Origin of the sequence: Cupriavidus sp. 2KB_3 (assembly GCF_052115685.1) — a bacterium.
Taxonomy (GTDB): Bacteria; Pseudomonadota; Gammaproteobacteria; order Burkholderiales; family Burkholderiaceae; genus Cupriavidus; species Cupriavidus campinensis.
Genome location: NZ_JBFRHD010000011.1, coordinates 158,633 through 181,746 on the forward strand (window position 1 = coordinate 158,633; position 23,114 = coordinate 181,746).

Genomic DNA, 23,114 nt, shown 5'->3' on the forward strand with positions numbered 1-23,114 from the left:
TTGGTAGCCTGCGCAATCGTCGGATGCATTCTGCTGAGTGCCGAACTCCAATTGCGCAACGGCGTCTCCAGATTAGCCGATGCCCTGAGTGCTCACAAACGTAGTTGGTCAGCCTAAGCGGAAGTCGATGCCGAAGCGATTCTGGCGCCAGACGATTCGGGCTCGCCGCCGGATGCCTCGATAGGTCATCTGGCGAGCGATTCAAATTGTGCGCTCAAGTCGCGCGGCGTTGCAACGCCGCATCAAGCCGGCGTTGGCTCAGCTCCAGCGCTGCCTCCACCGTTGTGCCTGCGCCCTGTCTGGATTGCTGCAGTACCGTGCGCACATTTTTGGCGATGCCTTCCCTAGTGTGAAGCATGGCGTCATCCGGCGTGCGACGATATACCTCCACAGCGGATGCGAACATGAGGCCTCCTGCGTTCGCAATGAAATCTGGAACATAGTCGATGCCGCGTTCGCGTAGGGACTTTCCTACCAAGTCGTGCGAGAGCACGTTGTTGGCCGCGCCGCAGATCACGCGGCAACGGAGTTGTGCGGCGACGTCCTCGGTCAGGATGCCGCCCAGCGCACAAGGCGCCAGGATGTCACATTCGGTGAGCATTGCTTCGACCGGTGATAGCCATTCTGCACCCAACTCGTCGGCCAGGGATTTCTTTGCGTTGTCGATATCCGATAGCAAGAGTTGGGCACCGCGTGCCTTAAGGGACTGGGCGAGCAGCGTGCCAATTCCCCCCAGGCCTATGATGCTGACGCGCAGTCCGCGAACTGAGTCGCGCGATAATGCGACTTCAATCGCCGCATCGATGGCGCTCTCCAGTCCTGCAAAGGTCCCCTCCGTCGTCCCGCCCGCGCCACCGGCCGCCTTACTACGTCCTCCCGCCCAAGGCGTACGGCGAAACAGGAAGTCCATATCTTCTGGGCCGGTCCCAACGTCGGGCCCTGCCATATAGGCCCCTTGCATTTCATTTATTTGGTCCGCGACGTCCAGCAGGATAGCTTCGCGCAATGCGGGTGTGAGTTCCGTCCCGAGCGGAAGCGGGACGACCGACTTTCCGCCTCCAGTGCCATTGTCGATAGCTGCGGCCTTGTATGCCATTGCTTGCGATAGTCGCAAGCAATCAATCAATCCCTCGAAGGGCGCAGCGTAGTGCTTGATACGCAAGCCGCCAATGGCCGGTCCCAGTACGGTCGAATGGACGCCAATCATGACGGGAAGGCCGCTGCGACGTCCTTGCTTTACCTGGATGTGTTCGTGGTCAGTTGGAATTTGAATGGCTTGCATGCGTGATCCCGTGCGATCGATGGATAAACAGCCACTTGTAGTAGGCGGCTCGTGGTGGTCGATTTGCCACCGGGCCAAGGCGAACATAGCCTCATCGGTGGGCATCTGGGAGTCTACGGAGCAGCCTAACGAGGTGATAGAACGTTCTTGCGCACGCGGCGCCTAGGCTCGCGCAGGTCCGGCGGCGTGGGATCACGTGGGATTTCAAATCCGACCGTGCGAAGCTGCAAGACGCGACGATCCACCGCCAGCCATATTAGATTGCAACCTTGGCTACGGTTTGTCTTGGGTAGCCAATCCTTAGGAGAGGGTGCCATGGAAATACGAAGCCACGATACGGCGATAGTGTTTATCGATCCGCAGAACGACGTTCTCAGCCCGACCGGAAAGAACTGGGGAGCGGTCGGCGCAAGCGTTACCGAGAACCGGACAGTCGAGAACATGGAGCGCCTGTTCAAGGCGGCGAAGGCGGGGACGTATGACGTCTTCATTTCTCCCCACTATTTCTATCCGACCGACAAGGGATGGAAGATCAACGGGCCGCTGGAAGCAGATGAATTTCGCACGGGCACCTTCGCGCGAAGCGGCCTGCTGAATCTGGAAGGCTTCGAGGATTCCGGGGCGGACTGGCTGGATCGATTCAAGCCATACATCAATGACGGCAAGACTATTGTTGTTGCGCCTCACAAGGTCTTCGGCCCGGAGACCAATGACCTGGTTTTACAATTACGCAAGCGACGGATAAGCAAGATCCTCCTCGGCGGCATGCTGGCAAACATGTGTGTGGAAGCGCATTTGCGCGAATTCCTTGAGCAAGGATTTGAAGTTGCTGTGGTCAAGGACGCCACGGCCGGTCCCCGGCATCCCGTGTGGGGAGATGGATACCTGGCGGCAATGGTCAACTACCAGTTCCTGGCGCATGCGGTACTGTCCACGGACGAGGTACTGAGCCAGATGATTTGATGTTTGCTGGGAGGCCGTGGTGCGGCGACCTCTGCGCTCCCTCCGCAACGGTGGGTACACCGGCTCTCTGTCGTTTCCGGTCTCTGTAAATGAAAGGTTCGCAAGAACGATCCACATTTTCACTGAGAGAGGTTGCCATGAAGCTCTTCTATCATCCACTGTCCGGCCACTCACATCGTGCACGTCTGTTTCTTTCGCTCCTTGGTGTGAACTACGATGCTGTCGAGGTTGACCTGGGCGCCGGTGCGCACAAGTCACCGGAATACCTCAAGCTCAATCGTTTCGGTCAGGTTCCGACACTCGTTGACGGTAGTGACGTGATCTCGGATTCAAATGCGATCCTCGTATATCTGGCCAAGAAGTTCAAGCGCCAAGACTGGCTCCCCGAAACGCCATTGGCCGCAGCGGCGGTACAGCGATGGCTTTCCGTTGCCGCAGGCGAAATCGCCTATGGCCCGGCCGCAGCCCGTCTTATTACGGTGTTCGGCGCCAGCTACAGCCCCGAGGATACGATCGCTCGCGCTCACGGCATCCTGAAGCTGATCGATGCCGAACTTGAGGGAAGAGAATATATTGCGCAGGATCATCCCACCATCGCTGATGTAGCGTTGTATGGATATATCGCGCGTGCGCCGGAAGGCAACGTCGATCTGTCGGGATACAAGAACATCAACGGCTGGCTGCGACGCATCGAAGCGCTGCCTGGATTCGTGGAATTCAAGAAGACGCCAGTTGGCCTTGCCGCAAATGCATGACGTAGACGCCGACTCCTCCCTCACTCCTCATGGGGATCCGATGATGACTTCTGACCAAGATGTTCGCCCGCCGCTTCCGCCATTCACGCGCGAGTCCGCGGCATTGAAGGTTCGCCTTGCGGAGGACGGTTGGAACTCAAGGGATGCCGACAAAGTCTCGCTTGCCTATTCGCTGAATACGAAATGGCGAAACCGTACGGACTTTGCCAACAATCGCGAGGAAGCGCGGCAATTCCTGGAGAACAAGTGGCAGAAGGAACTGGACTATCGCCTGATCAAGGAGCTCTGGGCATTCGACGGTGACCGCATCGCCGTGCGCTATGCATACGAATGGCACGACACTGCGGGCAATTGGTTTCGGTCATATGGCAACGAGAACTGGGAATTTGGCCCGGATGGGCTCATGCATCATCGATATGCGTGTGTCAACGACATGCCGATCCAGGAATCTGAGAGGAAATTCCATTGGCCGTTGGGACGCCGCCCTGACGATCACCCCTCATTAAGTGCATTGGGCCTCTAATGGACGCGCCTGGGACACGTGGCAGGCCGCCGGGCGCATTCAAAACGGGAGCAAGCTATGTCCGCCAGTCAAGTTTTCACTTGAAAGTCGTCTAGACGTACGCTGTTATTGACTGTCGCTGCGACGGCCGGGGCCCTGGCCGCCGCAAATCTGCCGGCACCGGCGATGGCTGCGACTGCTTCAGGTGCGCCCGGGGCGCGGGATGATAGTCGACTCGATCAAAGCCTTCTTGGAGACCGACTTCACCGAGGATCTAAAGAGGATAGATGTGCCCACGCTGATTATTTATGGTGACGATCAGATCGTTCCCATTGATGCGTCGGGCCGGGCTTCGGCAAAGCTTGTGCAGAACTCAAAACTGCTTATCTATCCTGGTGCACCACAAGGCCTGACCGATACGCATAAGGAGAGATTCAACGCTGATCTGCTGGCTTTTCTTCGAACCTGACCGCGATTTCTTCACGCTGTCATGGGCTGCAGCCGCGCAAATGCCCATCGTCCGTGCTAGTGGGCGGCGGGTTGGACGGTACACGACTCCCTGACATGATGAGACACAAAGTCTGGTTCGTCGTTGGGGGGGCCTGCAAGTGCCAGTAGAGCGAAGGCAGCTACAACTGAGAGACTGCAGTAGAACAACTGGCGAGGGGGCATGGCTCTTTCCTTGGCTGTCCGATCTGAATTGATCGGCTCTCGGATGCTTCGCAGTGTAGGCCTCAGATTCGAGCTCTTAAAGCGCTGCCAGCGCAAGACAATCTTCTTGGTTCGCGATGAATCGCACGCCAAACGCGGTCGATATCCGGACGGGGCTTGAGAAGGGCCATCGACAGCGCGGTGAGCTATTTCGACGTCCCGACGAAGTTCACGCGCTAGCCTGTCTCAATCCTTGCCAGCTTGATGGTCAACCAGGCGCGTCATGCATGTCGACCCTTCAATGCATCTCCGAGCCACGGGGGCTCGGTGCGCGCCGCAATCAAGCCTGGACCAATGATTGTGGATTGACGCGCTCGCGCGGGGGTCTCACGTCACACTTGATTCTGCTTGGAAGCCCTTGCTGTGGACCTCTTTGGCGTCGCGCAGGCCTCCGGATAATCGGCGAGCGACACGAAGCACAGAGACTCGCTATTGAAAGTACGAATCCCTCCAGTTTCGATGTCATAGACCCACCCATGCAGTTTGAGAGTGCCGTTGGCGAGCCCAAGCGCCACGGACGGGTGGGTCCGGATGTTAGCAAGTTGCGCGACGACGTTTTCGCGGACCATTGAATCGAGTGCCTCCGCGGGAGAGCCATGTTTCTGCGCGCAACTGACGGCCTTGGCGGCGTCGGCGTGCCGCAACCAACTGGCTACCGCCGGCAGATGAGTTAGGTCCTTATTGGTGGCAATTGCCGTCATGGCGCCGCAATCGGAGTGGCCACAAATCACGACGTCCGTGACCCCCAATACCGCTACGGCATATTCCACCGTCGCCGATACGCCGCCGGGCTCGCCACTGTGAGAAGGCACGATGTTTCCCGCATTGCGAATCACGAAGATATCTCCAGGTTCTCGTTGGGTAACGAGTTCGGGGACTACGCGGCTATCGGAGCATGTCACGAACAATGCCGTCGGGTTCTGTGCCGTGGCAAGCTTCTTGAAGAGGGCCGCACGCGCAGGGAAGACTTCACGCTGAAATTTCAGGAATCCTTCGATAATCTCTTTCATAATGCCCTCGCTCAAGGTGCGCTCGTACCTATCGACTGGGTGACGATATCCGCGATGGGGCACTCCACATGATCCCCGATGGGTGGTATGAACCTTCCGGATAGGCTTGCCATCGATATTAGTGCACGCTTCGGCGATGGGGAGCGCGTGGTTTCCACTCCCGTGCGATAGCGAAAGTTGCCGTGCAAAACAAGAAAAAACGATATCACCGTATTGGGTGGCATCGTAGAGAATGTCATGCGAAAGGATTTATGCGATAGACGCGATCGCGCTAGCCACGATGCGCGGACGCATTCGTGGTGGTATCCGTGTTGAGCGTGAACAGGGCCGCTCGATTCTGGTCCGTGAGTCGGCATGGTCTGACCCGTTCGCCGAGGTCGTAGGCGCGCTGCACTGCCGGGCGCGCTTGCACCGTGTGCAGCCATCGTTTCACGTGAGGAAAGCCGGCAAGGGACAGTCCCTGTTTGTCGTGCTGCAGAATCCACGGGAATGTGGCCATGTCAGAAATCGAATAAGCGCCAGCGATAAACTCGCGGTGGGCCAGTTGGCGATCAAGGACACCATACAGTCGCGCTGTCTCCACGCTGAAGCGTTGAGTGGCGAGGGGCGACGGCTCAGGCGCATAGTTTCTGAAGAATACTGTATGTCCAAGCGTGGGGCCAAGGCCAGCCATTTGCCAGAATAGCCACTTGAGAACTTCAACGCGGTCGGCAACATTCATGGAAATGAAGTCGCGGCTACGCTCCGCGAGATAGAGCAGAATCGCGCCCGATTCAAACAACGATATTCCCTCCGTATTGTCGACAATCGCGGGAATCCTATTGTTCGGTGAGATCTGCGTGAAGGCCGCGGAGTGTTGCGCGCCCCTGCTGATGTCCGTCGGGTGTAATCGATAGGGAAGGGAAGACTCCTCGAGGAAGATCGCGACCTTTTGACCGTTGGGCGTTGGCCAGTAGTAGAAATCCAACGGCGCGGATGTTTTATCTTGGACGAGCATGATTGGTCCTGAAGTGGGGGGCGGCACTTTGCGAACTGCGGAGACCTACGCCTTCAATCTAGGCAATGGGGACGCAAGACGGAATGGATGGCGCGAGAACGCACTGTCTGTCTGAATGCAAGAAGCGGCCATAGTGCCGGCATCACGGTCGAGGGTCCGCAGGTATCGATGATTCCGATTTTCGGAAGGTTCGCAGACGCACAACGCTCATGCGAAGGCGTAAGGGCCACCCCGAGCCAGCGCTTGCTGATACGCGGGGCGTGCGTGGATTCTGGCGAGAAAAGCATGCAGATTCGGATAACTGGCGTCAAGCAAGCCGAGGTGGCGTGCGGCTTCCAGAGGGAAGCTCATCATGACGTCCGCGGCAGTGAAGCTGTCCGCGGCAAACCAATTGCGGGAGTCCAGCTCCCGCTCCATCCACAGCAGGTGCTCGGCGAAGCCTCGCCTGACTGCATCCACGGCTTCTGAGCAACCCCCTCCTGTACGGCCGATCACAATCAGCGTGTACAACGGCGGCATGAGCGATCCTTCCGCATAGTGCATGAAATAGGTGTATCGCTTCGCGGCATCCTCGTCGATGGGCAGGCCGATCGTGCTTTCAGCCACGCCGACAAGGTGCTCGACGATCGCTCCGGTTTCTGCGACCGTAAGGTTGTCATGCTGCACTAGCGGAGATTTTCCGAGCGCATGGAATTCCTTAAGTGTTGGTGGCGCAAGCTTCGTGACTGGGTCGCGTGCATAGCGTTTCACACGGTACGCGACCCCAAGTTCCTCAAGGAGCCAGAGAACGCGCTGGGAGCGAGAGTTTTCCAAATGATGAACAACGATAGTCATGATGCTGCCTGGCACTTCGACTGTGACGTCGGCGCGCTGGCCGCAGTCTATCCGTCGTGCGATTAAATGGTGGAAGGGGCCCGTGACGCGCTTGGGCGGGAGTCGTCAGGAGGCGTGCGCTAGATTTGCTGCTGCATTACGCAGGGCGGTTCGCAGGCCCTCTTCAACAACTGGGTGATAGAACGGCATCGCCAGCATTTGATCGACAGTCAGGTGTTGCTGGTATGCCCAGGCCAAGGTATGGGCCAGGTGTTCAGCGCGCGGCCCCAGCCATTCGGCGCCGAGGAAGCGCCCAGTCGAGCGGTCCACATACAGGCGCATCAGGCCTCGGTTCGAGAGCATGATCCGGCTGCGGCCTTGATCCTCGAAGTTGACTTCTCCCGTCACGAACTTACCGGGTTGGAGTTCCGTGAAATGCTTGCCAACCATGGCAATCTGAGGGTCGGAGAACACAATCGACAGGGGGGCCCGGCGTAGCAGAGGCTTGACTTCGGGCCATGTGGCGGCGTTCTCGCCGGCTGTCCTACCTTCGTCGATTGCTTCGTGAAGAATTGGCAGGACATTGTTCGCGTCGCCTGCGATGAAGACCGGAGCGCCTGCGCACTCCAGCGTGAGGGGATCAAAGCGTGGCACGCCGCTGGCGTCCAGTATTAGCGATGTGTTGTGGAGTTCAAGGCTCTGGATATTCGGCTGGCGACCCGTGGCAGCAAGGACGTACTCGAAGCGCTCGGTTATCTCGCGATTGAGTCCGTCAGCGAAGGTAATCTCCGCTTCGTCACCCTCTCTCCGGAGCGCAATGATTTTCGCATTCGTGTCGAGTTGAAGTTCGGTAGTGAAGATCTGGGTCGCATGCGCGCGGATGACCGGGTCAGTGATGCCGCCTAGAGATCCAGTCCGTCCAAACATTCTGACCCTCACGCCTAGTCTCGAGAGGGCCTGACCGAGCTCCAATCCAATCACGCCGGGTCCGAAGATTGCTACGCTCCGAGGTAGTTGATTCCACGAAAACACATCGTCATTGATGATCAATCGATCGCCGAAGACGCGCAGAGTTTCCGGAACATCCGGCACAGACCCCGTAGCGATCACTACGCGACCGGCACGAACCACAATGTCCCCGCCAACCTGCAGAACTGTATTGTCGATGAAGTGTGCTTTACCGACTAACCTGTCTGTCGTTGGGATATTTTCTACCCCGCTCACGACGAACCCTACAAAGCGGTCGCGCTCGCGGCGGACACGGTCCATGACGGCATGGCCGTTAATCCGAAGGGTTCCGTCGATATCCACACCGAGATCTGCGGCCATTTTGGCACTGTGTGCTGCTTCGCTGGCGGCGATGAGCAGCTTGGAGGGCATACAGCCAACGCGGGCGCATGTGGTTCCGTAGGGGCCGCCCTCGATCAGAAGGGCACGCTTGCCATGTGCGACGGCAGCGCGATATGCAGATAATCCTGCTGAGCCGGCGCCAATAATGGCCACATCGGTGTGGATAGTTCTCATGAGTAGAATCCTGATGGAGATGCTTGCCTTGGTATGCGAATTGATGGTGCGTGACGGTCGCCGGGGGCTGGGATTACGCGGGCGTGCCGAGTGTGGCGCGTCGCGCCGGCGGCGCTGCTAGAGGTGAGCCTCAGTTGTCCGATGCCCCTCTTTGGTTACCAACTTCAAAGTGTCGGTGGGTTGCCCGGGCGTGCTCCGTTTGCGTCAGCCGACCGTCGGCGTTGGCGCTTACAAAGGTGCTTTGCCTGCTTCCTGAAGGACTGCATTAGCTTCTTGTACGAGTGCTGTATTGGCTTGCTGCTGAGCTTGCTGTGCCTTGGCTGCCGCACGAGCGCGGTCGATAACTGTCCAGTCTGGCCCTGCGAGTGCAGATAGGGATGAAGTAAGGGCCACTGCGCCGAGTAGCGTGAGGAGAGTGCGTTTCATGGTAATGCTCCGTAGATCTGTGAGCGCGCCGCGACGACGTTGTTGCCCACATGGGGGATGGCGAAAGAACTAATGGGAAGGAATGGGAGAGCAGGCGACGCGGTAAGCGGCGAGAGCGACCGGAAAAGTCCAGCGGTCGCCTGCTCCAAAAAGCTCAGAATGGCTTGGTCGGCAGATACTTGCCGTCGAGCGTGATAATCGCGCGGTGACCGCCGTCCGGGTCTTCCACTTTGCTGACGTCGAGGCGGAAATTGATGGCGCTGATGATGCCATCTCCGAATTTCTCGTGAACCAGCGCCTTCAGGGTCGTGCCGTAGACCTGGATCATTTCATAGAAGCGGTAAATCGTCGGGTCGGTGGGCACGTTGCCCGGAATGCTGCCCCGCACCGGAATCGTCTGGAGCAGGCGTGTTCCTTCGTCGCCCAGTTCAAGCTTGTCAGCGACGATCTTGGCGACGGCGGCGGGCAATGGATGCTGGCCGAGCAGTGCGGCCGTGACAAAGGCCAGGGTCAAGCCAGTGCCTTCGTTGATCTCCTCGAAGGTCAGATTTTTGCGAGCCTTGGCATCGATGATGGTGTCGGTCAGTGCTTGACGTGACGACTGATTGATTTGAGATTGGGGCATGGTAACTCCTTGATGAAGCCTGTTTGGATGAGGCTGCGGTGACTAAGTGAACGGACCTGTGCGGATAAAGCGCAAGGTAGATAATCGGTTCTGTCTGCCAGATGCGAAGAGAAAGAGAGTTGCCGGAATTCCTTGCCGTCGAATACGAAATGGACGGTGGCATGACAGGCTCTCGCTTTCTCCCTCGCAGCTGCTGCTTCGTTGCTGGCGAGGAGCCGATGGCTAGAGAATGGATGAGCCGGACAATAACGTCCAAGACGGATTCATTCTTCCGCCCATAAGCAAATGCAATAAGCTCGGCGGCCGCCGAAAGGGTCTGCGCAACCAATGTGCTTGTGCTACCACCGGGGAGAGGGCGCCTATCTGCTCGGGGCGGCCGCCGCACCTTTGGTCTCCCCCGGGCGGCAATTCGGAATTGGCTGCGAGCATGGCGGGGTGTCGCAGGCGTCCTGGACGGATGCGAGGGGAGTTCGGTGACGCTGCTTTGCCGTCGCTGGGGACGATAAGCTCCAGCCCTGGTGAAGCCAACGGTGAACCGGCCGATTGCGCGGGGGGACTAAACGGCCCCTTCGTGGCCGGACTCTGACGTCGGCACACCCGCGCACGGACGTGTCGGTGCTGAGGCAACTCCCGCCCCTCCGCCTTTCAGTGTGGCCAGTCGAACCGGCCGCAGGCCGTGGGACATCCGGGCCACAACATTTGCATGAGTAGCTACATGTGATTGGATTGAGGGCGGGCGGGGCCTGCGACGGCCGAGAACCGCGGAATACCCGGTCACTGGGAAGGCGCAAGCATGCGTGTAAATTGCCGCAGGAACTCTACAATTCGCTTACCTGTGATCGGGGATCCGAAATGGCAGAACACAAGCGTTTCGCCGTGGCCACGGACATCAAGCCCTACTTATGCGACCCTCAGCATCTGTCGCAACGCGACTCGAACGAAAACACAAATGGCCTTCTGAGACAGTACTTCCCCAAAGAGACCGATCTCTCTGTCTATTCGCAAGCCAAGCTCAACGCCATAGCCAGACAACTCAACGAACGCCCACGCAAAACACTAGACTTCGAGACACCGGCTGATCGATTCCAACGAGCTGTTGCGTTGACCGGATGAATCCGCAGTCGGTAGCCGCCTATCCGTTCCAGGTCCTCGTTGCCACGCAGCGGCAGATGGGCATCGAAGTCGCTGCGCGGCACCTTGGCGAAGCGGATGTTGAGGTCCGCGATGAAGGCTGGCGCATAGGCATTGGCCGCGTCCATGGCGCTGATCGCGCGTACGCGCAGCTCCTTCACTAAGCTGTCCTGCAGCGTGCCGTTCATCCGTTCTACGCGGCCCTCGGCTTGGCTCGTGTTGGCGCACAGAATGTCAGCGCCGATCAGACTCATAGTCGCTGCTTCCTGCCCGGCTGGGCTAGCCCGCGGCACGGTCTACTATTCGCTCACAGACCGCCTGTGTCAGATGCAAACAGCTTGCCGCGCGCGGCCGCCGTGATGGCCGCGACGGCCGGTTGCGTGATGCGGCGTTCGACCGAGATGGCGTAGAACTCTTCCATCAGATCGTGCGGCGTGCCAAGTGGCACCACCTGATACTGCTGCGCGATCTCGTCGGACAACACGCTAGGGGCGGCAAACATGCCTCGCCCCTCGCGGCCGAACGCCTTGAGCAGCGCGCTGTCGTCGAATTCGGCTGCCACCGGTGGTGCCAGCGCATGCTGCCGCAGCCACGCGTCGAGCCGCGGGCGCAGCGCCGTCGGCGCGGTGGGCAGCAACAGCGGCATGTCGGCCAGGCAGGCGGGAAAGGCGTTGCGCGCCCGCCGTATGGTCCATCCGGTAGCCTTCAGCAGCCCGGGCGCGGCGAAGAACGACACTCCCGTTCGTCCGAGCAGATGGGTGTAGACGCGCACGCTCAGGCTTGCCGGTGCGGGCACATCCGACACTACGAGGTCGAGCCAGTGCACCGCCAGCTCACCGAGCAGGCCCGTAAGTCCGCCCTCGTGGCATGTGAGCCGCGGCGGCTGCGCCAGCGCCATGGCGGGCTCCAGGATGTGAAACGCCACCGCCTTGGGCACGGAGTCCGCAATGCCGACGCGCAACACGGCTGTGCGCCGCGCGTCGCGCCCCGTTGCCAACGCTTCCTGCAACGACGCACCTAGCGCGAAGATCTCGTCGGCATAGCGCATTACGAGGCGGCCCGCGTCGGTGGGCTCCACGCCCCGGCCCGCCTTGCGCAGCAGAGGCTGTCCGACGCGCGCCTCGAGCTGCTTGATCTGGCCGCTGAGCGTCTGCGGCGTGAGGTGCAACTGCTCGCTGGCGCGCACGATGCCGCCTGCCCGCAGCACGGTCCAGAAGTAGTGCAGGTGCTTATAGTTCATGCGCGATCCCCGGTCGTGAAAACTTCGGTTTCACCGAAGTATCGCGCATATTTTCTGATTTTCTTCTGAGCGTTGCGCCCCTACAGTGCGACTATCGGAACGCCGGGTACATACCGGCGCGTTCCGCGCCCTGGTATCCATTCATCGACATGATCGAATTCCTCGACACACCGTTCCTGGGCCACGCCGTCTGGCTGTGGCTGGTCTTTGCCACCGTGGTGGTGGCGCTGCTTGCCTTCGACCTGGGCGTGCTACATCGCGACGACCATGAAATTGGCATCGGGGAAAGCCTGTGGCTCTCGGGCGGCTACATCGGCGCGGCCCTGTTGTTCGGCGGCTGGCTGTGGTGGCAGCTAGGTGCCCAGAGCGGCATCGACTACTACACCGGCTTCTTGATCGAGAAATCGCTGTCGATGGACAACGTATTCGTGATCGCGATGATCTTCTCGTTCTTCGCCATTCCCCGCCAGTTCCAGCACCGCGTGCTCTTCTGGGGCATTCTGGGCGTGATAGTGCTTCGCGCGATGATGATCGGCCTCGGCGCGGCGCTGGTCACGCAGTTCTCGTGGATACTGTACTTGTTCGGCGCATTCCTGGTGGTCACGGGCATCAAGATGCTCTGGATGGCCGACCATACGCCAGACCTCGAGAACAGCCCGCTGCTGCGCTGGCTGCGCGGTCAGCTGCGCGTCACGACCGGCTTGCACGGCAACGCCTTCTTCGTACGCGCGCCCCACCCGGCAAGCGGCCGCGCTGTGACCTGGGTGACGCCGCTGTTCCTCGCGCTGTGCATGGTCGAGTTCGCGGACCTGGTCTTCGCAGTCGACTCGGTCCCCGCGATCTTCGCCGTCACCACCGATCCGTTCATCGTCTACACCAGCAACATCTTCGCCATCCTGGGCCTGCGGGCGCTGTACTTCGCGCTGGCGGCGATGATCCACCGCTTTGCCTACCTCAAGTACGCTCTGGCCCTGGTGCTCGTGTTCATCGGCGGCAAGATATTTCTGGTGAATATCATCGGTAAGATCCCGTCGCTGCTGAGCCTTGGCGTCACGGCGGCACTGATCGCCGGTGGCGTAGTGGTGTCGCTGTGGAAGACGCGGGCTGCAGCCTCCGCCAACGCGACTGGTCGAGTGGGAATTGACATGCCGGATGCGCCGGCCCGCCAGCTGGAGCGCTGATGTCCTGAGGCATGTTGAATTGCACGGAATCCTGACCCAGGGGATTTGCATGGCACACCCAACCCAAAGGCTGTTGGGTGTCGCTTCACGGACAACGGCATCGACGACTTTGAGCCGATCCAGCTCACGCATGCTCACGGTCACCAGGTCTGGACGTGCCGTCACGATGCCTCCGTGCGTGAATCGCAAGGCGAACAGCATGGTCAACCCCGACATTTCTATCTAGCTGTAATCCGATATTTGCATTTTGCCGTGACATCTAGTGCCTTGGCATTTCTGAAAGGGCGGGGCGCTGGCTATTTTGAAATGTCGGCACGGGCTTGCGGTTTGTGCTGACCTCGGCTCTTTTATTGGGTGCCCGTCGGGCGGTGACGCTGGCCGTTTGTGCTTGAGGGGGAGCAGGGTGGGGCGGTTGCATGACGGGGCGCCGCGGCGCGGCCGGGCTGGTTGTCACGGGCAGCTATCGACCCGAAGCGGTCCGTCAGTCTTGCCGTTAGCGGTCGTTCGCGGGGAGAGGCGCAGCGCCGCCCCTCTTGTAGGGGACTGCCCCGAGGAAGCCCGCCTTTGCCAGAGCGCTCACAACGTTGCATCGACCGGTTGAATCTGTAACCCTGAGCGGGCATTACGCCTGCTAGGGCTTGCCTATTAGGTCGATCTCATCAGGGCCTCCACTCACCCGGCCTCATGGCGTAACAATCGCTATGGTCCGCTCGGTAATCGAGGATAGACCCTTCTCTACCATCTCTCGCTGCGTCTGCAGCGATGGCTTTGGTGCGGAGCAGCGATTCCCTTATGCGCCCCGCTGAGATATGGGACTGGCGCAGCGCAGCGGCCATGCGCAGTATCACTAAGTCGCGGAAGCAATTCACCATGGTGGACGCGTACATGCGCCACGACGCCCGCGGCAACAAGCCCCATGACAGCGTTTCGGGGGGTGCCGATGATGTCATCTTGTCGATCTGCGCCCGGATCCGTTGCTTCTCTTCATCGGTGTACTCGGCGGGATCGTAGCCTTCCACCGAGTTCTGCTCGATCAACTGCTCGGCCAGCGACAACTCGGCGCCGGAAACCGCAACGGTCTCAACGTGCAGGTCAGCCACTGACCGGACCTCGTCGGCATACAGCAGTTGCTGCACGATCAACCCGTCCTCGCCCACTCGGATCTGCACCATGTATTGTTTGCCCTTCCAGTTCCATTTGGCTAGGGCGCATTTCCCGATTGCGCGTAGTGCTTCAGAGACCAAGCTGTAGCGCTTGCCGCCTCGTTTTTCGCCGGGCCTAGGAAGTACGCCTTGTCGTAGTAAATAGGGTCGATGGCTGCCAGTGGCACGAAGGCCACAATGTCGATGGTGTGTTGCGTTGCCTCTTCGAAGGCCTTCAACTCGTCAGGCTCGAAGATCACATATTTGTCCTTCTCGAACTCGTAGCCTTTGACCATTCGGCCCGGTCGACCAGGACACCCTCACGCTGGGAGATGTATTGCTGCCGCAGACGGGACCCGCAGCCTTTGTGGAGATGATTGAGCCAATGGCCGCCTTACATTCTGTGGCGGAAAAGACCTTTACGGGGATCGAGACCAAGCCGAAGCTGATCGAAAGCGAGGCGATAGAGCGCGCAGCCATCATGCACCCCCGGAATTCGAGGGGAATGGAATGAGCGTAGGAGATGCGCGAGCGATATGGCGATTCCGGGTCGCGCGTGCTGCATGGGAGATACGGATCGCTACGTCGTGAGTCACAGGATCAGTACTCTAGGGCAGTATTGTTGTACGCTAGGGCGACTTTCTTTGCCGAAGGATAAGCAGAGTTGGACTGGAACGACGTACGAATCTTTTTGGCCATAGCGCGAGCCGGCACTTTAGGCGGTGCTGCAAAGGCGCTCAGGCAGACTCAACCGACGATGGGGCGCCGTCTAAAGGCGCTGGAAGAGGCCGTGGGTCATGCACTGTTTCAGCGCACGGGGGAAGGCTTCGTGCTTACCGACGAAGGTGCGGCGGTTCTTGCCGGCGCGGAGAGGATGGAGAAAGAGGCCATTTCGTTTGAGAGGCAACTTTCTGGCCAAGCTGAGGAATTAGAAGGCGTGCTGCGAGTTTCGTCTTCAGATTGGTTTGGCGTTCATGTCCTTACCGACGTAATTGCTGAATATACGCGACGACATCCCGCTGTGACAGTGGAGCTTGTTACGGACCACCGGTTGCTAAGCCTTGCTCGCCGTGAAGCCGATTTGGTGTTTCGGAGCCGCGAGTTCGAGGAGGTAGACGTCCTTCAAAGCAAGCTGCTTCACATGGAGTATGGTCTGTACGGGTCCTTGCTCAGCGAACCACCCACGCTCGGGGATGGAGCGGGACTGCGCCTTGTCACGTTGGACGCAAGCTTTTCCACGCTTCCAGACGTCTCGTGGCTGCGCGAGAGGTTTCCTAATGCGTCGACAGCCTTCCGCAGCAACAGCAGAGAGGCGCAGGCGAGACTTTGTGCGAGTGGGGTGGGCTTTGCAGTCTTGCCATGCGTGTTGGCCGAACGCATTGGCGGACTTCAGAAGTTTGATGTTGGTAATCCTCCCCCTGCCAGGGATGTCTGGGTCGGATATCATCGCGACCTTCGGCGGCTTGGCAGGCTGCGGACGTTCCTCGATCTAGCCATTGCAATGCTGAGGAACTAGCATCTGGTTTGCGCCTCGCAAGTTGCTATGCAACTCGCGAGGTCGTTCGTCCTTGCAGAATCAGCGCGCTGCTTACCTAATATCTACGACGACTTTTCCGTTTGCCCCGCCAGATTCAACGAGGCGATGCGCTTCAATTGCGCTGTCCATATCGAATGCATGTGGATCAACCATTACCGACAACTTTCCTGCATCGACCAAGACGGTCGCTTCTCGGAGAATTGCACCGTGCGTCTCGCGCTTCCGGCCGGAGAGCATGGGCAAAAGTGTGAACACCCCTGAATACGTGGCTGCGCGAAAAGACAGCGGGGCGAGTTTGTGAGTTCCCCAGCCGAGACAGCTGACCACGTGCCCCCCGTACGTGCGGGCAGCCGCAAATGAATTATCTAGCACTGCTCCGCCGACCGTGTCATAAACGACGTCAAAGCCTTCACCGTTCGTGTAAGCGTTGACGTACCCTTCGACCGGCATCGCTGCGTAGTCGATGTATGTCGCGCCGAAGCCTTCGATCACGTCCTTTTGGCCCGCTGAGCCGGTTGCGTACACGTCCGCGCCGAGGGCCTTGGCAATTTGAACGGCAACATGCCCCACGCCACCTGCGCCTCCGTGGACCAAGACTTTATGGCCGGCTTGTACGTTGGCTCGATCGACCAAGCCTTCCCACGCCGTAATAAAAACTAATGGAAGAGCTGCCGCCTCGCGCATCGCCAGCCGGCGCGGCTTATGTGCAAGCAGGCGAGCATCGACGGAGGCATACTGCGCGAGAGAGCCTTGCAGGCCGCCGACGCCCCCGGTCATTCCATACACCTCGTCGCCAGGCGCAAATAGGGTTACGCCGGGGCCCACGGCCTCAACCACACCGGCCATATCTATACCGAGGACGGCAGGGAAAGGGTGCCGGGCATGCGCGGCATTTCCCACACGGATCTTTGTATCCAGTGGATTAACACCACTTGCCACGATGCGTACGAGCACCTCACCTACGCCGGCAACCGGCTTCGGAAGTTGTGCCTTATTGAAATCTGCACCGGCGGACTCGATGGTCAGGGCAAGCATGCGGTCGTCAGTCATGGGAGCTCCTTAGATGCTCGATTTGGGTGCCTGCATTGTTTGGCTAGCGTGTGTCCGGCGTAAACCAACAAATTGGCACGGCATTCATACAATTTTGCATGGGGTGCCGGGTGGGTCGGCTCCTTCCTCGCAAGTGCCATGTACGGCATATATAGCGGCCGGCGCACTCCACAATCAACTTGGGCGCCCGCGGTCGGACGATCGCAGTGACTAAAGTGCGTTTTGAGGCAAATCGCCGCGCCGTTTTTTCTGATGAACCGCGCCTGACGATTTCCCTCGTCCTAGCTATCGCCAAAGCGCGCAAGAGCTCTCCGCTAAATCCGATTCGGAAAATGCGTCAGTTAAGCCTATATTGGGCAGGAATTGCCGAACGTTGCCGAAACAAGATAGGGGAACCTCAGGAATGTCAAAACCAACAAATATAATTCCGAAAATCGACGTCGAAGCGGTTAGATTCGGTCCATTTCGTCTGGATCTGAAGCGTCATGTATTACTCAAAGAAGACATGCCGGTCCGGATTGGCGAAAGAGCCCTAGACATATTGGTTGCGCTTGTTAATCGCGCGGGTGACTTGGTCACCAAGGATGAACTCACCGCGCAGGTTTGGCCAAATACCGTTGTGGAAGAATCGAACCTTAGAGCGCAAGTGGCCGCCCTCAGACGCGTGCTTGGTGCCGAAAGCTCGAGTACACCTTACATTGTGGCCGTTTCAGGACGTGGCTATCGCTTTGTGGCGCCGGTGCTGCCGGCCAATCGTGTCCTCACGGGCGGGTCAAGTATCGCGAAGGAAGGACACAACATTCCAATTCGTCTGACGCGCCTCATTGGACGGACGGAAGATATCGGCACAGTAAAAGGACGCTTTCAACGCTTCCGTCTCGTAACGATTGTGGGTGCCGGGGGAATAGGCAAGACAACAGTTTGCCTGGCCGCCGCGGCTGAATTGGCATCGGATTATGCGGATGGGCTCTCCCTGATCGAGCTCGCTCCGTTATCGGATCCACAGCATATTCCGAGTACGCTCGCTACGGCCTTCGGGCTTCCCAGTGTCTCAGAGGAGCCGCTCACGGATGTCGCCGCCTATCTGCACAATCGGGAAACGCTGCTGATTCTGGACAGTTGCGAACGTCTCATCGATGCGGTTGCATTCCTGGTTGAGGCGTTACTGAAGCGCGCGCCTGGCATTCACATTCTGGCGACAAGTCGGGAGGCGCTGCGAGCGGAAGGGGAAAGCGTCTATCGGCTCGCCCCGTTACACGTGCCGCCGGTGTTGGCAGGCCTGACCGCGGATCAAGCCTTCGCATATCCTGCAGTGGAACTTTTCGTAGAGCGCGCGTCCGCAAGCTTCGATGGATTTGCCATGCGTGACACCGATGCCCCAGTCGTCGCGGACATATGCCGCCAACTGGACGGGATTCCACTTGCGATCGAACTGGCGGCGAGCAGAGTCGCCGCCTTTGGACTACGGGGAATCGCTGAGCGGTTGGATGATCGCCTGAGGCTTTTGATCGGCGGTCGTCGCACCGCGCTTCCGCGTCACAGAACCTTAACTGCGACTCTCGACTGGAGCTACGACACACTAGCGGAGACTGAGCAATGGCTATTGCGCAGGTTGTCGATATTCACGGGGGAATTCACATTCGCCGAGGCAGTGGCAATTTCGTCCGACGCTATACCGAATAGCGGCGATGTGTCTGATCATATCGAGAATCTCATCGGCAAATCCCTTGTCAACCCCGTTCATTATGGGGCAACGCTACGGTATCGGCTGTTGGATACGACACGGGCGTACGCGTTCTCGAAGCTTTCCGAAAACGAAGAAGTGGATGTGTCGGCAGAATTACTCTCGCGATGTCTTTGTACCTTGCTCGGCAATGCCCTTGAGGAACTCGAGGACACCCCGACAAGTGATTGGCTGGCACGCTACAGTCGCCACGTCAGTAACATCCAGTCGGCGCTGGATTGGGCCATCGAGTCAACCGGCGACTCTGATCTTTGTGTTGCACTCACCGCTGCCGCAATACCACTATGGTTTCAACTGTCGATGGTGAGCGAATGTCGTAATCGTGTGCAAAGCGCATTGTCATGCGTGCCGCCCGGCAAAGAGTGGGCGGCCCAGGCACGCCATGTGATGAAGCTGTACATGGCATTGGGATTATCGCGGGTTTTCACGACTGGACTCGCCCCGCAAGCAGCCGCCGCTTGGGAAAAAGCCTACACGGTTGCCAAGGATTTGTCTGATGTGGAAAGCCAGCTAGAGGCGCTATGGGGACTATGGTTCTGCCAAATCGGCGCGGGGGATTACCGGGGAGCGCTAGATACGGCATATCAGTTCAGGGACCTAGCGACAAGCGCTGCAGACCGAATGCTTGCGGAAAGGTTGTTGGGTGCCCCCTTGTTCTCCATGGGCGATTTCACTGGCGCTCGAAGCCATATCGAAGCATTGCTCGCGCATCGGATTGCCCCCACTGTCGCAAGCTCGCTTCGCTTCCGATTCGATCAAGTCGTCGCGTCGCGTGTATTGCTGGCGCAGATGCTGTGGCTGCAGGGCAATCCCGATCAAGCCATGCGCGCTGCGCAAAGCGGTGTCGCTGAGGCGTTAGCGAGCGACCATGCGATCTCTCTATGCGATGCGCTCTCTCTAGGTGCTTGCCCCGTCGCACTATTCGTCGGCGATCATGCGAAAGCGGAAGAGTCCATCGCGATGCTGCTTGAATTGACAGACAGACATGGCTTGGGTCCGTGGAACGTCCTGGGACGCTGTTGGCAAGCGGCGCTCGCCATCAAGCGAGGCGACTTCGCATGGGGGCTACCGCGTCTTCGCAGCGCATTCGGTGAGCTTCAGGAGGGAAGACTTTTCGCTCACTTCAGCACAGGTTTCATTAGCCTGATTGCACAGGCCGCCTACCAGAGCGGCACGACTGCGGAGGCGCTCGCCACGGTGGATCACGGTATTCAGCGCGCCAAAGCAAAAGAAGAGCGCTGGTGCATTGCAGAACTTATACGGATTAAAAGCGAGATACTGCAACAAGACGAGGAAGACCACCGTGCCGCTGGGCGGCTGCTCCAGACATCACTTGACTGGGCGCGGCGACAAGGGGCGCTTTCATGGGAACTGCGAGTGGCAAATAGCATGGTGCGTTTTCACCGTGGCAAGCCGTCCGCCGCGCAGGCGAGGAATACACTGGCCGATGTCTATGCAAAGTTCCGGGAAGGCTTTGCCACCGAAGATCTGATAACCGCGAGGTCGCTCCTCGATTCCTAGTGCCGCCGTCAGAGAACCGGGCAGGGCGTTTCATTCGGTAATCTTCACGAATCCTTGCTGCACCAACTGGATTGTCCGCGCCATGGCGTCAAGGTTGATCCTCACGTTCGGTAGCAGGTCGGCGTTGCCCCAGCCGTTAACGCGAGCCGTTGCGCCGCAAAGTTCCATCTTCACGCCGCGGCTCACCAGCTCGGCCACGAGATCCTTGTACGGGTTGCCAGTAGAGATGTTGCGGGACGCGTTATATGCATGATCGTTCAATGCAACGTGTCCCGCATTGGTATGGACCACGACGATCACCTCAGACCGTGCTTTCCATTCCGCAATATCGTCGGTGATGAGTTGGAGGTGAAAAAGTGCCGCGGGAAGATCGCCCTCAAATTGAAGGGAACCGATGCTATGCACGGAAGCGACCTGCTCTAGGTGAACGGGGACATCGATGGTTAGAGTACTGACGGATTCGGGCATGGTGCCTCCTGCATGAATTGTCATTGCTACCGTGTGGCAGTGATGTCGCTATGTCAAACGCCGCGATAAACCAGCGCGGTGAAAAGCCCACCGCTGATGATCGATTGTCCCCATTTGCCGTCGTAGGCGGCAGTCGGCTTCGCGGCTTGAACCTCTTGAAGACTCAGGCCCTTTGCCTTCAGGGCCGCTACCTGCTTGCGAACATCAACCAACATGTCATGGAATGCAACAAGTCCCGAACGGTCGCTGACAGGACCATGGCCGGGGATGACGATAGACCTCTGTGTCGCCATTTCGATGTTCGCTTTCGCCGCCTCGATCATGCCGTCGATGCTCCCTCCGACCATGTAGTCGATAAAGGGGTACATGCCATTCCAGTAAGTGTCGCCTGTCACCAGGATGTCGGCGCGCTGGAAGTACACCGAGACATCACCATCGGTGTGGGAATGGGAGTACGGGCGGATGATTACCGATTCACCCGCAAAATTGAGCGTCTTTGCTCCGTCGAGGCTGACATTCGGAAGATCGGCTGTGGGAACCGGACTGAACGTATGCCCCCATTCCTCGACGCGAATGGTCTGCGAGAGTCGCTTAATCGACTCACCGGTTGCCATCAGTTGTGCGCCTTGTCGACGGACCCAGCCGTTTCCATCTGCGTGGTCCCAATGCCAATGTGTCAGGACGGCGTAACGAATTTGTCCTTTGCTCAACTTCTGCAGCGCAGCCTCGATCTTCTTCTGCGACACCGCAATTCCGCAATCGACCAGCAGCAGGCCTTCAGGGCCTGACAGCACGCCGATGTTGCCGCCGGATCCTTCCAGCATGCTGACGCCGCCGCGCAGCGCGTGCGTCGTGATAGAAGAGGCGGCGGCAGCGGCGTTGATTTTGTCGTAAGGCGTTTCGGCGGAGTTCTGTGCAAGAGCAACCGTCAGCGGTGCTCCAAGCAAACTGAGTGACAAGAGCAGATTCGCTGCACGACCTGATGCTGTGACGTTTGACATGCTGCAACCTCCTATCATGGGCTCATATCGACCGCCATGAATCTCGGTTCACGGGGCAGGTATTACGCATAGGAACCGAGGACCGGTCGCTGCGGGTGCTGCCCCAGCCAGATTTCAACTTTCCTGGTTTAGGATTTCAGGAAGGCCAGTACGTCAGGATTGATGATGTCCGGATGACTTGCAAACATGCCATGGGGGAGGTCTTTGTAGACCTTCAGCGTCCCCTTCTTCAGGAGCTTGGCGGCGAGTGGCGCAGAGTCCGCGAACGGTACAACTTGATCGTCTTCGCTGTGCATGACCAGGACTGGAGCATCAATGCGCTTCAGGTCTTCCGTCAGGTCGGTTTCGGAGAACACCTTGATGCAATCGTAATGTGCCTTGGTCCCGCCCATCATGCCTTGGCGCCACCAGTTCCGGATCAGGCCTTCGGAGGTCTTGGCGCCGGCCCGGTTAAATCCGTAGAATGGGCCGCTCGCAACATCGAGATAGAACTGGGCCCGATTTCTGGCAAGTGCATTACGGTAGCCGTCGAACACCTCCAACGGCGTTCCCCCGGGGTTGTTCGCGCTTTTTACCATGACGGGTGGGATTGCGCTTATCAGCACAGCCTTGGCGACTCGCCCCTTGCCGTGGGCGGCGACATAACGCACAACTTCGCCGCCGCCGGTCGAATGGCCAATGTGAATGGCATTCTTAAGGTCCAGTGCAGCAACCAGGTCAGCCACATCGGCAGCATAGGTGTCCATGTCATTGCCGGTGTCGGTCTGTGTCGAACGACCGTGACCCCGTCGATCATGGGCGATAACTCTATAGCCTTGCGCCATGAAATACAGCATCTGGTTGTCCCAGTCGTCCGAACTGAGCGGCCACCCATGATGAAAGACGATCGGCTGTCCTGATCCCCAGTCTTTATAAAAGATCTGCGTTCCGTCCTTTGTTGTGATGGTGCTCATGTGCATATCTCCTTTGCTATGCCCCGTTTTGCGCGGGGCGGAGTCCGTTCTCGCAGCCAATGGCGACGCCGAAAGGCCTGCTGTCGATATGACGCCGCCTGCGGCACCAAACAGGACGTCGCGGCGAGAAAGAGTCCAGATACCAGAGGGCGAAGTCTTCATCTCAAAGTCTCCGTGAGAACGGGCCGAAGTTTCGGTGTCGCTAGCGAATCGATCGGAACTGGGCGTCTTCAACCGCGAACCGGCGCGGCGGAAGCGAACTCCTTCCGCGAGGTCGGCTTGCCGTCGATACTCTCGAAAATCATCTTCGAATTACCCAGCGTCTCCATCAGCGACTTCGGCCCCTCAAAGGGCCTTCCACCAATGTGCCAGCCATCTGTGTGAAGCTCCTCGATCAACACCCAGACGACCTCCCTGAACGCTTCCGATCCTTCGAACTTCACCATCACTTCGGTAATGGCCTTGGCCATCGCGTGCTTCTCTTCCGGTGTAAATACACCTTCCACCAACTTGATGTTTACAAATGGCATGATGTAGA

20 protein-coding genes and 4 pseudogenes are annotated in these 23,114 nt (G+C 58.7%); 9 read left to right on the plus strand and 15 right to left on the minus strand.

From position 1 onward, the window contains the following. Nucleotides 1–214 precede the first annotated feature (214 nt). Entirely contained in the window at nt 215–1,282 is a 1,068-nt protein-coding gene (locus AB4120_RS14080; RefSeq protein WP_441642425.1) for a Glu/Leu/Phe/Val dehydrogenase dimerization domain-containing protein, read from the minus strand. A gap of 315 nt (nt 1,283–1,597) precedes the next feature. Here AB4120_RS14080 and AB4120_RS14085 point away from each other — a divergent pair, with 315 nt between their 5' ends. The 4 genes and pseudogenes from AB4120_RS14085 to AB4120_RS14100 all read left to right on the plus strand — a co-directional run. Next, the gene (locus AB4120_RS14085) at nt 1,598–2,245 is read left to right on the plus strand and encodes a cysteine hydrolase (RefSeq protein ID WP_441642426.1); all 648 of its coding nucleotides are present in this window, start codon (nt 1,598–1,600) and stop codon (nt 2,243–2,245) included. 137 nt (nt 2,246–2,382) lie between these two features. Further along, nucleotides 2,383–3,000 carry a glutathione S-transferase family protein gene (locus tag AB4120_RS14090; RefSeq protein WP_441642427.1) on the plus strand — a complete coding sequence of 206 codons (618 nt, stop codon included), beginning with the start codon at nt 2,383–2,385 and terminating at the stop codon, nt 2,998–3,000. A 43-nt stretch (nt 3,001–3,043) separates the two neighbouring features. Beyond that, on the plus strand, nt 3,044–3,523 hold the full coding sequence (locus AB4120_RS14095; RefSeq protein WP_441642452.1) for a nuclear transport factor 2 family protein: 480 nt from the start codon (nt 3,044–3,046) through the stop codon (nt 3,521–3,523). A gap of 208 nt (nt 3,524–3,731) precedes the next feature. Beyond that, nucleotides 3,732–3,971: pseudogene (locus tag AB4120_RS14100) on the plus strand (alpha/beta fold hydrolase); the annotation flags it as partial. A 574-nt stretch (nt 3,972–4,545) separates the two neighbouring features. On the opposite strand, the gene AB4120_RS14105 reads toward AB4120_RS14100, so the two are convergent. The 6 genes from AB4120_RS14105 to cynS all read right to left on the minus strand — a co-directional run bounded on the left by AB4120_RS14105 (nt 4,546) and on the right by cynS (nt 9,608). Next, nucleotides 4,546–5,223 carry a carbonic anhydrase gene (locus AB4120_RS14105; protein WP_441642453.1) on the minus strand — a complete coding sequence of 226 codons (678 nt, stop codon included), beginning with the start codon at nt 5,221–5,223 and terminating at the stop codon, nt 4,546–4,548. Nucleotides 5,224–5,494: 271 nt separating this feature from the next. Continuing rightward, on the minus strand, nt 5,495–6,220 hold the full coding sequence (locus tag AB4120_RS14110) for a glutathione S-transferase N-terminal domain-containing protein (RefSeq protein WP_441642428.1): 726 nt from the start codon (nt 6,218–6,220) through the stop codon (nt 5,495–5,497). Nucleotides 6,221–6,427: 207 nt separating this feature from the next. Next, complete coding sequence (locus AB4120_RS14115) at nt 6,428–7,054, minus strand: glutathione S-transferase family protein (protein WP_441642429.1); 627 nt, start codon at nt 7,052–7,054, stop codon at nt 6,428–6,430. 105 nt (nt 7,055–7,159) lie between these two features. Beyond that, entirely contained in the window at nt 7,160–8,557 is a 1,398-nt protein-coding gene (locus AB4120_RS14120; RefSeq protein ID WP_441642430.1) for a dihydrolipoyl dehydrogenase, read from the minus strand. Nucleotides 8,558–8,785: 228 nt separating this feature from the next. After that, nucleotides 8,786–8,983: a hypothetical protein gene (locus AB4120_RS14125; protein WP_441642431.1), complete on the minus strand. Its 198-nt coding sequence runs from the start codon at nt 8,981–8,983 to the stop codon at nt 8,786–8,788. A gap of 154 nt (nt 8,984–9,137) precedes the next feature. Further along, entirely contained in the window at nt 9,138–9,608 is a 471-nt protein-coding gene (gene cynS / locus AB4120_RS14130; RefSeq protein WP_441642432.1) for a cyanase, read from the minus strand. Between the two features lie 789 nt (nt 9,609–10,397). On the opposite strand from cynS, the pseudogene AB4120_RS14135 reads away from it, so the two are divergent. After that, nucleotides 10,398–10,721: pseudogene (locus AB4120_RS14135) on the plus strand (IS30 family transposase); the annotation flags it as partial. Between the two features lie 8 nt (nt 10,722–10,729). Here the strand turns inward: AB4120_RS14135 and AB4120_RS14140 are convergent. Continuing rightward, nucleotides 10,730–10,984 (minus strand): annotated as a pseudogene (locus AB4120_RS14140) (ISNCY family transposase); the annotation flags it as partial. Between the two features lie 62 nt (nt 10,985–11,046). After that, the gene (gene nhaR, locus AB4120_RS14145; RefSeq protein ID WP_441642433.1) at nt 11,047–11,979 is read right to left on the minus strand and encodes a transcriptional activator NhaR; all 933 of its coding nucleotides are present in this window, start codon (nt 11,977–11,979) and stop codon (nt 11,047–11,049) included. Between the two features lie 149 nt (nt 11,980–12,128). Between nhaR and AB4120_RS14150 the strand changes: the two genes are divergently transcribed. Next, nucleotides 12,129–13,160: a TerC family protein gene (locus AB4120_RS14150; RefSeq protein WP_441642434.1), complete on the plus strand. Its 1,032-nt coding sequence runs from the start codon at nt 12,129–12,131 to the stop codon at nt 13,158–13,160. Nucleotides 13,161–13,819: 659 nt separating this feature from the next. On the opposite strand, the pseudogene ku reads toward AB4120_RS14150, so the two are convergent. Beyond that, nucleotides 13,820–14,598 (minus strand): annotated as a pseudogene (gene ku, locus AB4120_RS14155) (non-homologous end joining protein Ku). 41 nt (nt 14,599–14,639) lie between these two features. Here ku and AB4120_RS14160 point away from each other — a divergent pair. After that, nucleotides 14,640–14,816, plus strand: a complete 177-nt coding sequence (locus tag AB4120_RS14160; protein ID WP_441642435.1) for a hypothetical protein — start codon at nt 14,640–14,642, stop codon at nt 14,814–14,816. Nucleotides 14,817–14,966: 150 nt separating this feature from the next. Next, nucleotides 14,967–15,818 carry a LysR family transcriptional regulator gene (locus tag AB4120_RS14165; RefSeq protein WP_441642436.1) on the plus strand — a complete coding sequence of 284 codons (852 nt, stop codon included), beginning with the start codon at nt 14,967–14,969 and terminating at the stop codon, nt 15,816–15,818. Nucleotides 15,819–15,890: 72 nt separating this feature from the next. Here the strand turns inward: AB4120_RS14165 and AB4120_RS14170 are convergent, their stop codons facing one another. After that, the gene (locus AB4120_RS14170; protein ID WP_441642437.1) at nt 15,891–16,889 is read right to left on the minus strand and encodes a zinc-dependent alcohol dehydrogenase family protein; all 999 of its coding nucleotides are present in this window, start codon (nt 16,887–16,889) and stop codon (nt 15,891–15,893) included. A gap of 403 nt (nt 16,890–17,292) precedes the next feature. Between AB4120_RS14170 and AB4120_RS14175 the strand changes: the two genes are divergently transcribed. Continuing rightward, the gene (locus tag AB4120_RS14175; protein WP_441642438.1) at nt 17,293–20,154 is read left to right on the plus strand and encodes an ATP-binding protein; all 2,862 of its coding nucleotides are present in this window, start codon (nt 17,293–17,295) and stop codon (nt 20,152–20,154) included. A 30-nt stretch (nt 20,155–20,184) separates the two neighbouring features. Here AB4120_RS14175 and AB4120_RS14180 read toward each other — a convergent pair whose 3' ends face one another. The 4 genes from AB4120_RS14180 to AB4120_RS14195 all read right to left on the minus strand — a co-directional run bounded on the left by AB4120_RS14180 (nt 20,185) and on the right by AB4120_RS14195 (nt 23,106). Beyond that, nucleotides 20,185–20,622 carry a DsrE family protein gene (locus AB4120_RS14180; protein WP_441642439.1) on the minus strand — a complete coding sequence of 146 codons (438 nt, stop codon included), beginning with the start codon at nt 20,620–20,622 and terminating at the stop codon, nt 20,185–20,187. A gap of 53 nt (nt 20,623–20,675) precedes the next feature. Then, nucleotides 20,676–21,623 (minus strand): MBL fold metallo-hydrolase, encoded by a 948-nt coding sequence (locus AB4120_RS14185; RefSeq protein ID WP_441642440.1) that lies wholly within the window; start codon nt 21,621–21,623, stop codon nt 20,676–20,678. A gap of 128 nt (nt 21,624–21,751) precedes the next feature. Next, nucleotides 21,752–22,576, minus strand: a complete 825-nt coding sequence (locus AB4120_RS14190; RefSeq protein ID WP_441642441.1) for an alpha/beta fold hydrolase — start codon at nt 22,574–22,576, stop codon at nt 21,752–21,754. 230 nt (nt 22,577–22,806) lie between these two features. Next, nucleotides 22,807–23,106 (minus strand): tautomerase family protein, encoded by a 300-nt coding sequence (locus AB4120_RS14195; RefSeq protein WP_441642442.1) that lies wholly within the window; start codon nt 23,104–23,106, stop codon nt 22,807–22,809. Between the last annotated feature and the right edge of the window lie 8 nt (nt 23,107–23,114).

Bases quoted from the DNA above. Each gene is read 5' to 3' on its own strand.
- AB4120_RS14170 (WP_441642437.1), bottom strand. From the start codon at position 16,889: ATGACTGACGACCGCATGCTTGCCCTGACCATCGAGTCCGCCGGTGCA.
- cynS (WP_441642432.1), bottom strand. From the start codon at position 9,608: ATGCCCCAATCTCAAATCAATCAGTCGTCACGTCAAGCACTGACCGAC.
- AB4120_RS14080 (WP_441642425.1), bottom strand. From the start codon at position 1,282: ATGCAAGCCATTCAAATTCCAACTGACCACGAACACATCCAGGTAAAG.
- AB4120_RS14115 (WP_441642429.1), bottom strand. From the start codon at position 7,054: ATGACTATCGTTGTTCATCATTTGGAAAACTCTCGCTCCCAGCGCGTT.
- AB4120_RS14150 (WP_441642434.1), top strand. From the start codon at position 12,129: ATGATCGAATTCCTCGACACACCGTTCCTGGGCCACGCCGTCTGGCTG.
- nhaR (WP_441642433.1), bottom strand. From the start codon at position 11,979: ATGAACTATAAGCACCTGCACTACTTCTGGACCGTGCTGCGGGCAGGC.
- AB4120_RS14090 (WP_441642427.1), top strand. From the start codon at position 2,383: ATGAAGCTCTTCTATCATCCACTGTCCGGCCACTCACATCGTGCACGT.
- AB4120_RS14175 (WP_441642438.1), top strand. From the start codon at position 17,293: ATGTCAAAACCAACAAATATAATTCCGAAAATCGACGTCGAAGCGGTT.
- AB4120_RS14085 (WP_441642426.1), top strand. From the start codon at position 1,598: ATGGAAATACGAAGCCACGATACGGCGATAGTGTTTATCGATCCGCAG.
- AB4120_RS14185 (WP_441642440.1), bottom strand. From the start codon at position 21,623: ATGTCAAACGTCACAGCATCAGGTCGTGCAGCGAATCTGCTCTTGTCA.
- AB4120_RS14110 (WP_441642428.1), bottom strand. From the start codon at position 6,220: ATGCTCGTCCAAGATAAAACATCCGCGCCGTTGGATTTCTACTACTGG.
- AB4120_RS14190 (WP_441642441.1), bottom strand. From the start codon at position 22,576: ATGAGCACCATCACAACAAAGGACGGAACGCAGATCTTTTATAAAGAC.
- AB4120_RS14105 (WP_441642453.1), bottom strand. From the start codon at position 5,223: ATGAAAGAGATTATCGAAGGATTCCTGAAATTTCAGCGTGAAGTCTTC.
- AB4120_RS14095 (WP_441642452.1), top strand. From the start codon at position 3,044: ATGACTTCTGACCAAGATGTTCGCCCGCCGCTTCCGCCATTCACGCGC.
- AB4120_RS14180 (WP_441642439.1), bottom strand. From the start codon at position 20,622: ATGCCCGAATCCGTCAGTACTCTAACCATCGATGTCCCCGTTCACCTA.
- AB4120_RS14120 (WP_441642430.1), bottom strand. From the start codon at position 8,557: ATGAGAACTATCCACACCGATGTGGCCATTATTGGCGCCGGCTCAGCA.
- AB4120_RS14195 (WP_441642442.1), bottom strand. From the start codon at position 23,106: ATGCCATTTGTAAACATCAAGTTGGTGGAAGGTGTATTTACACCGGAA.
- AB4120_RS14125 (WP_441642431.1), bottom strand. From the start codon at position 8,983: ATGAAACGCACTCTCCTCACGCTACTCGGCGCAGTGGCCCTTACTTCA.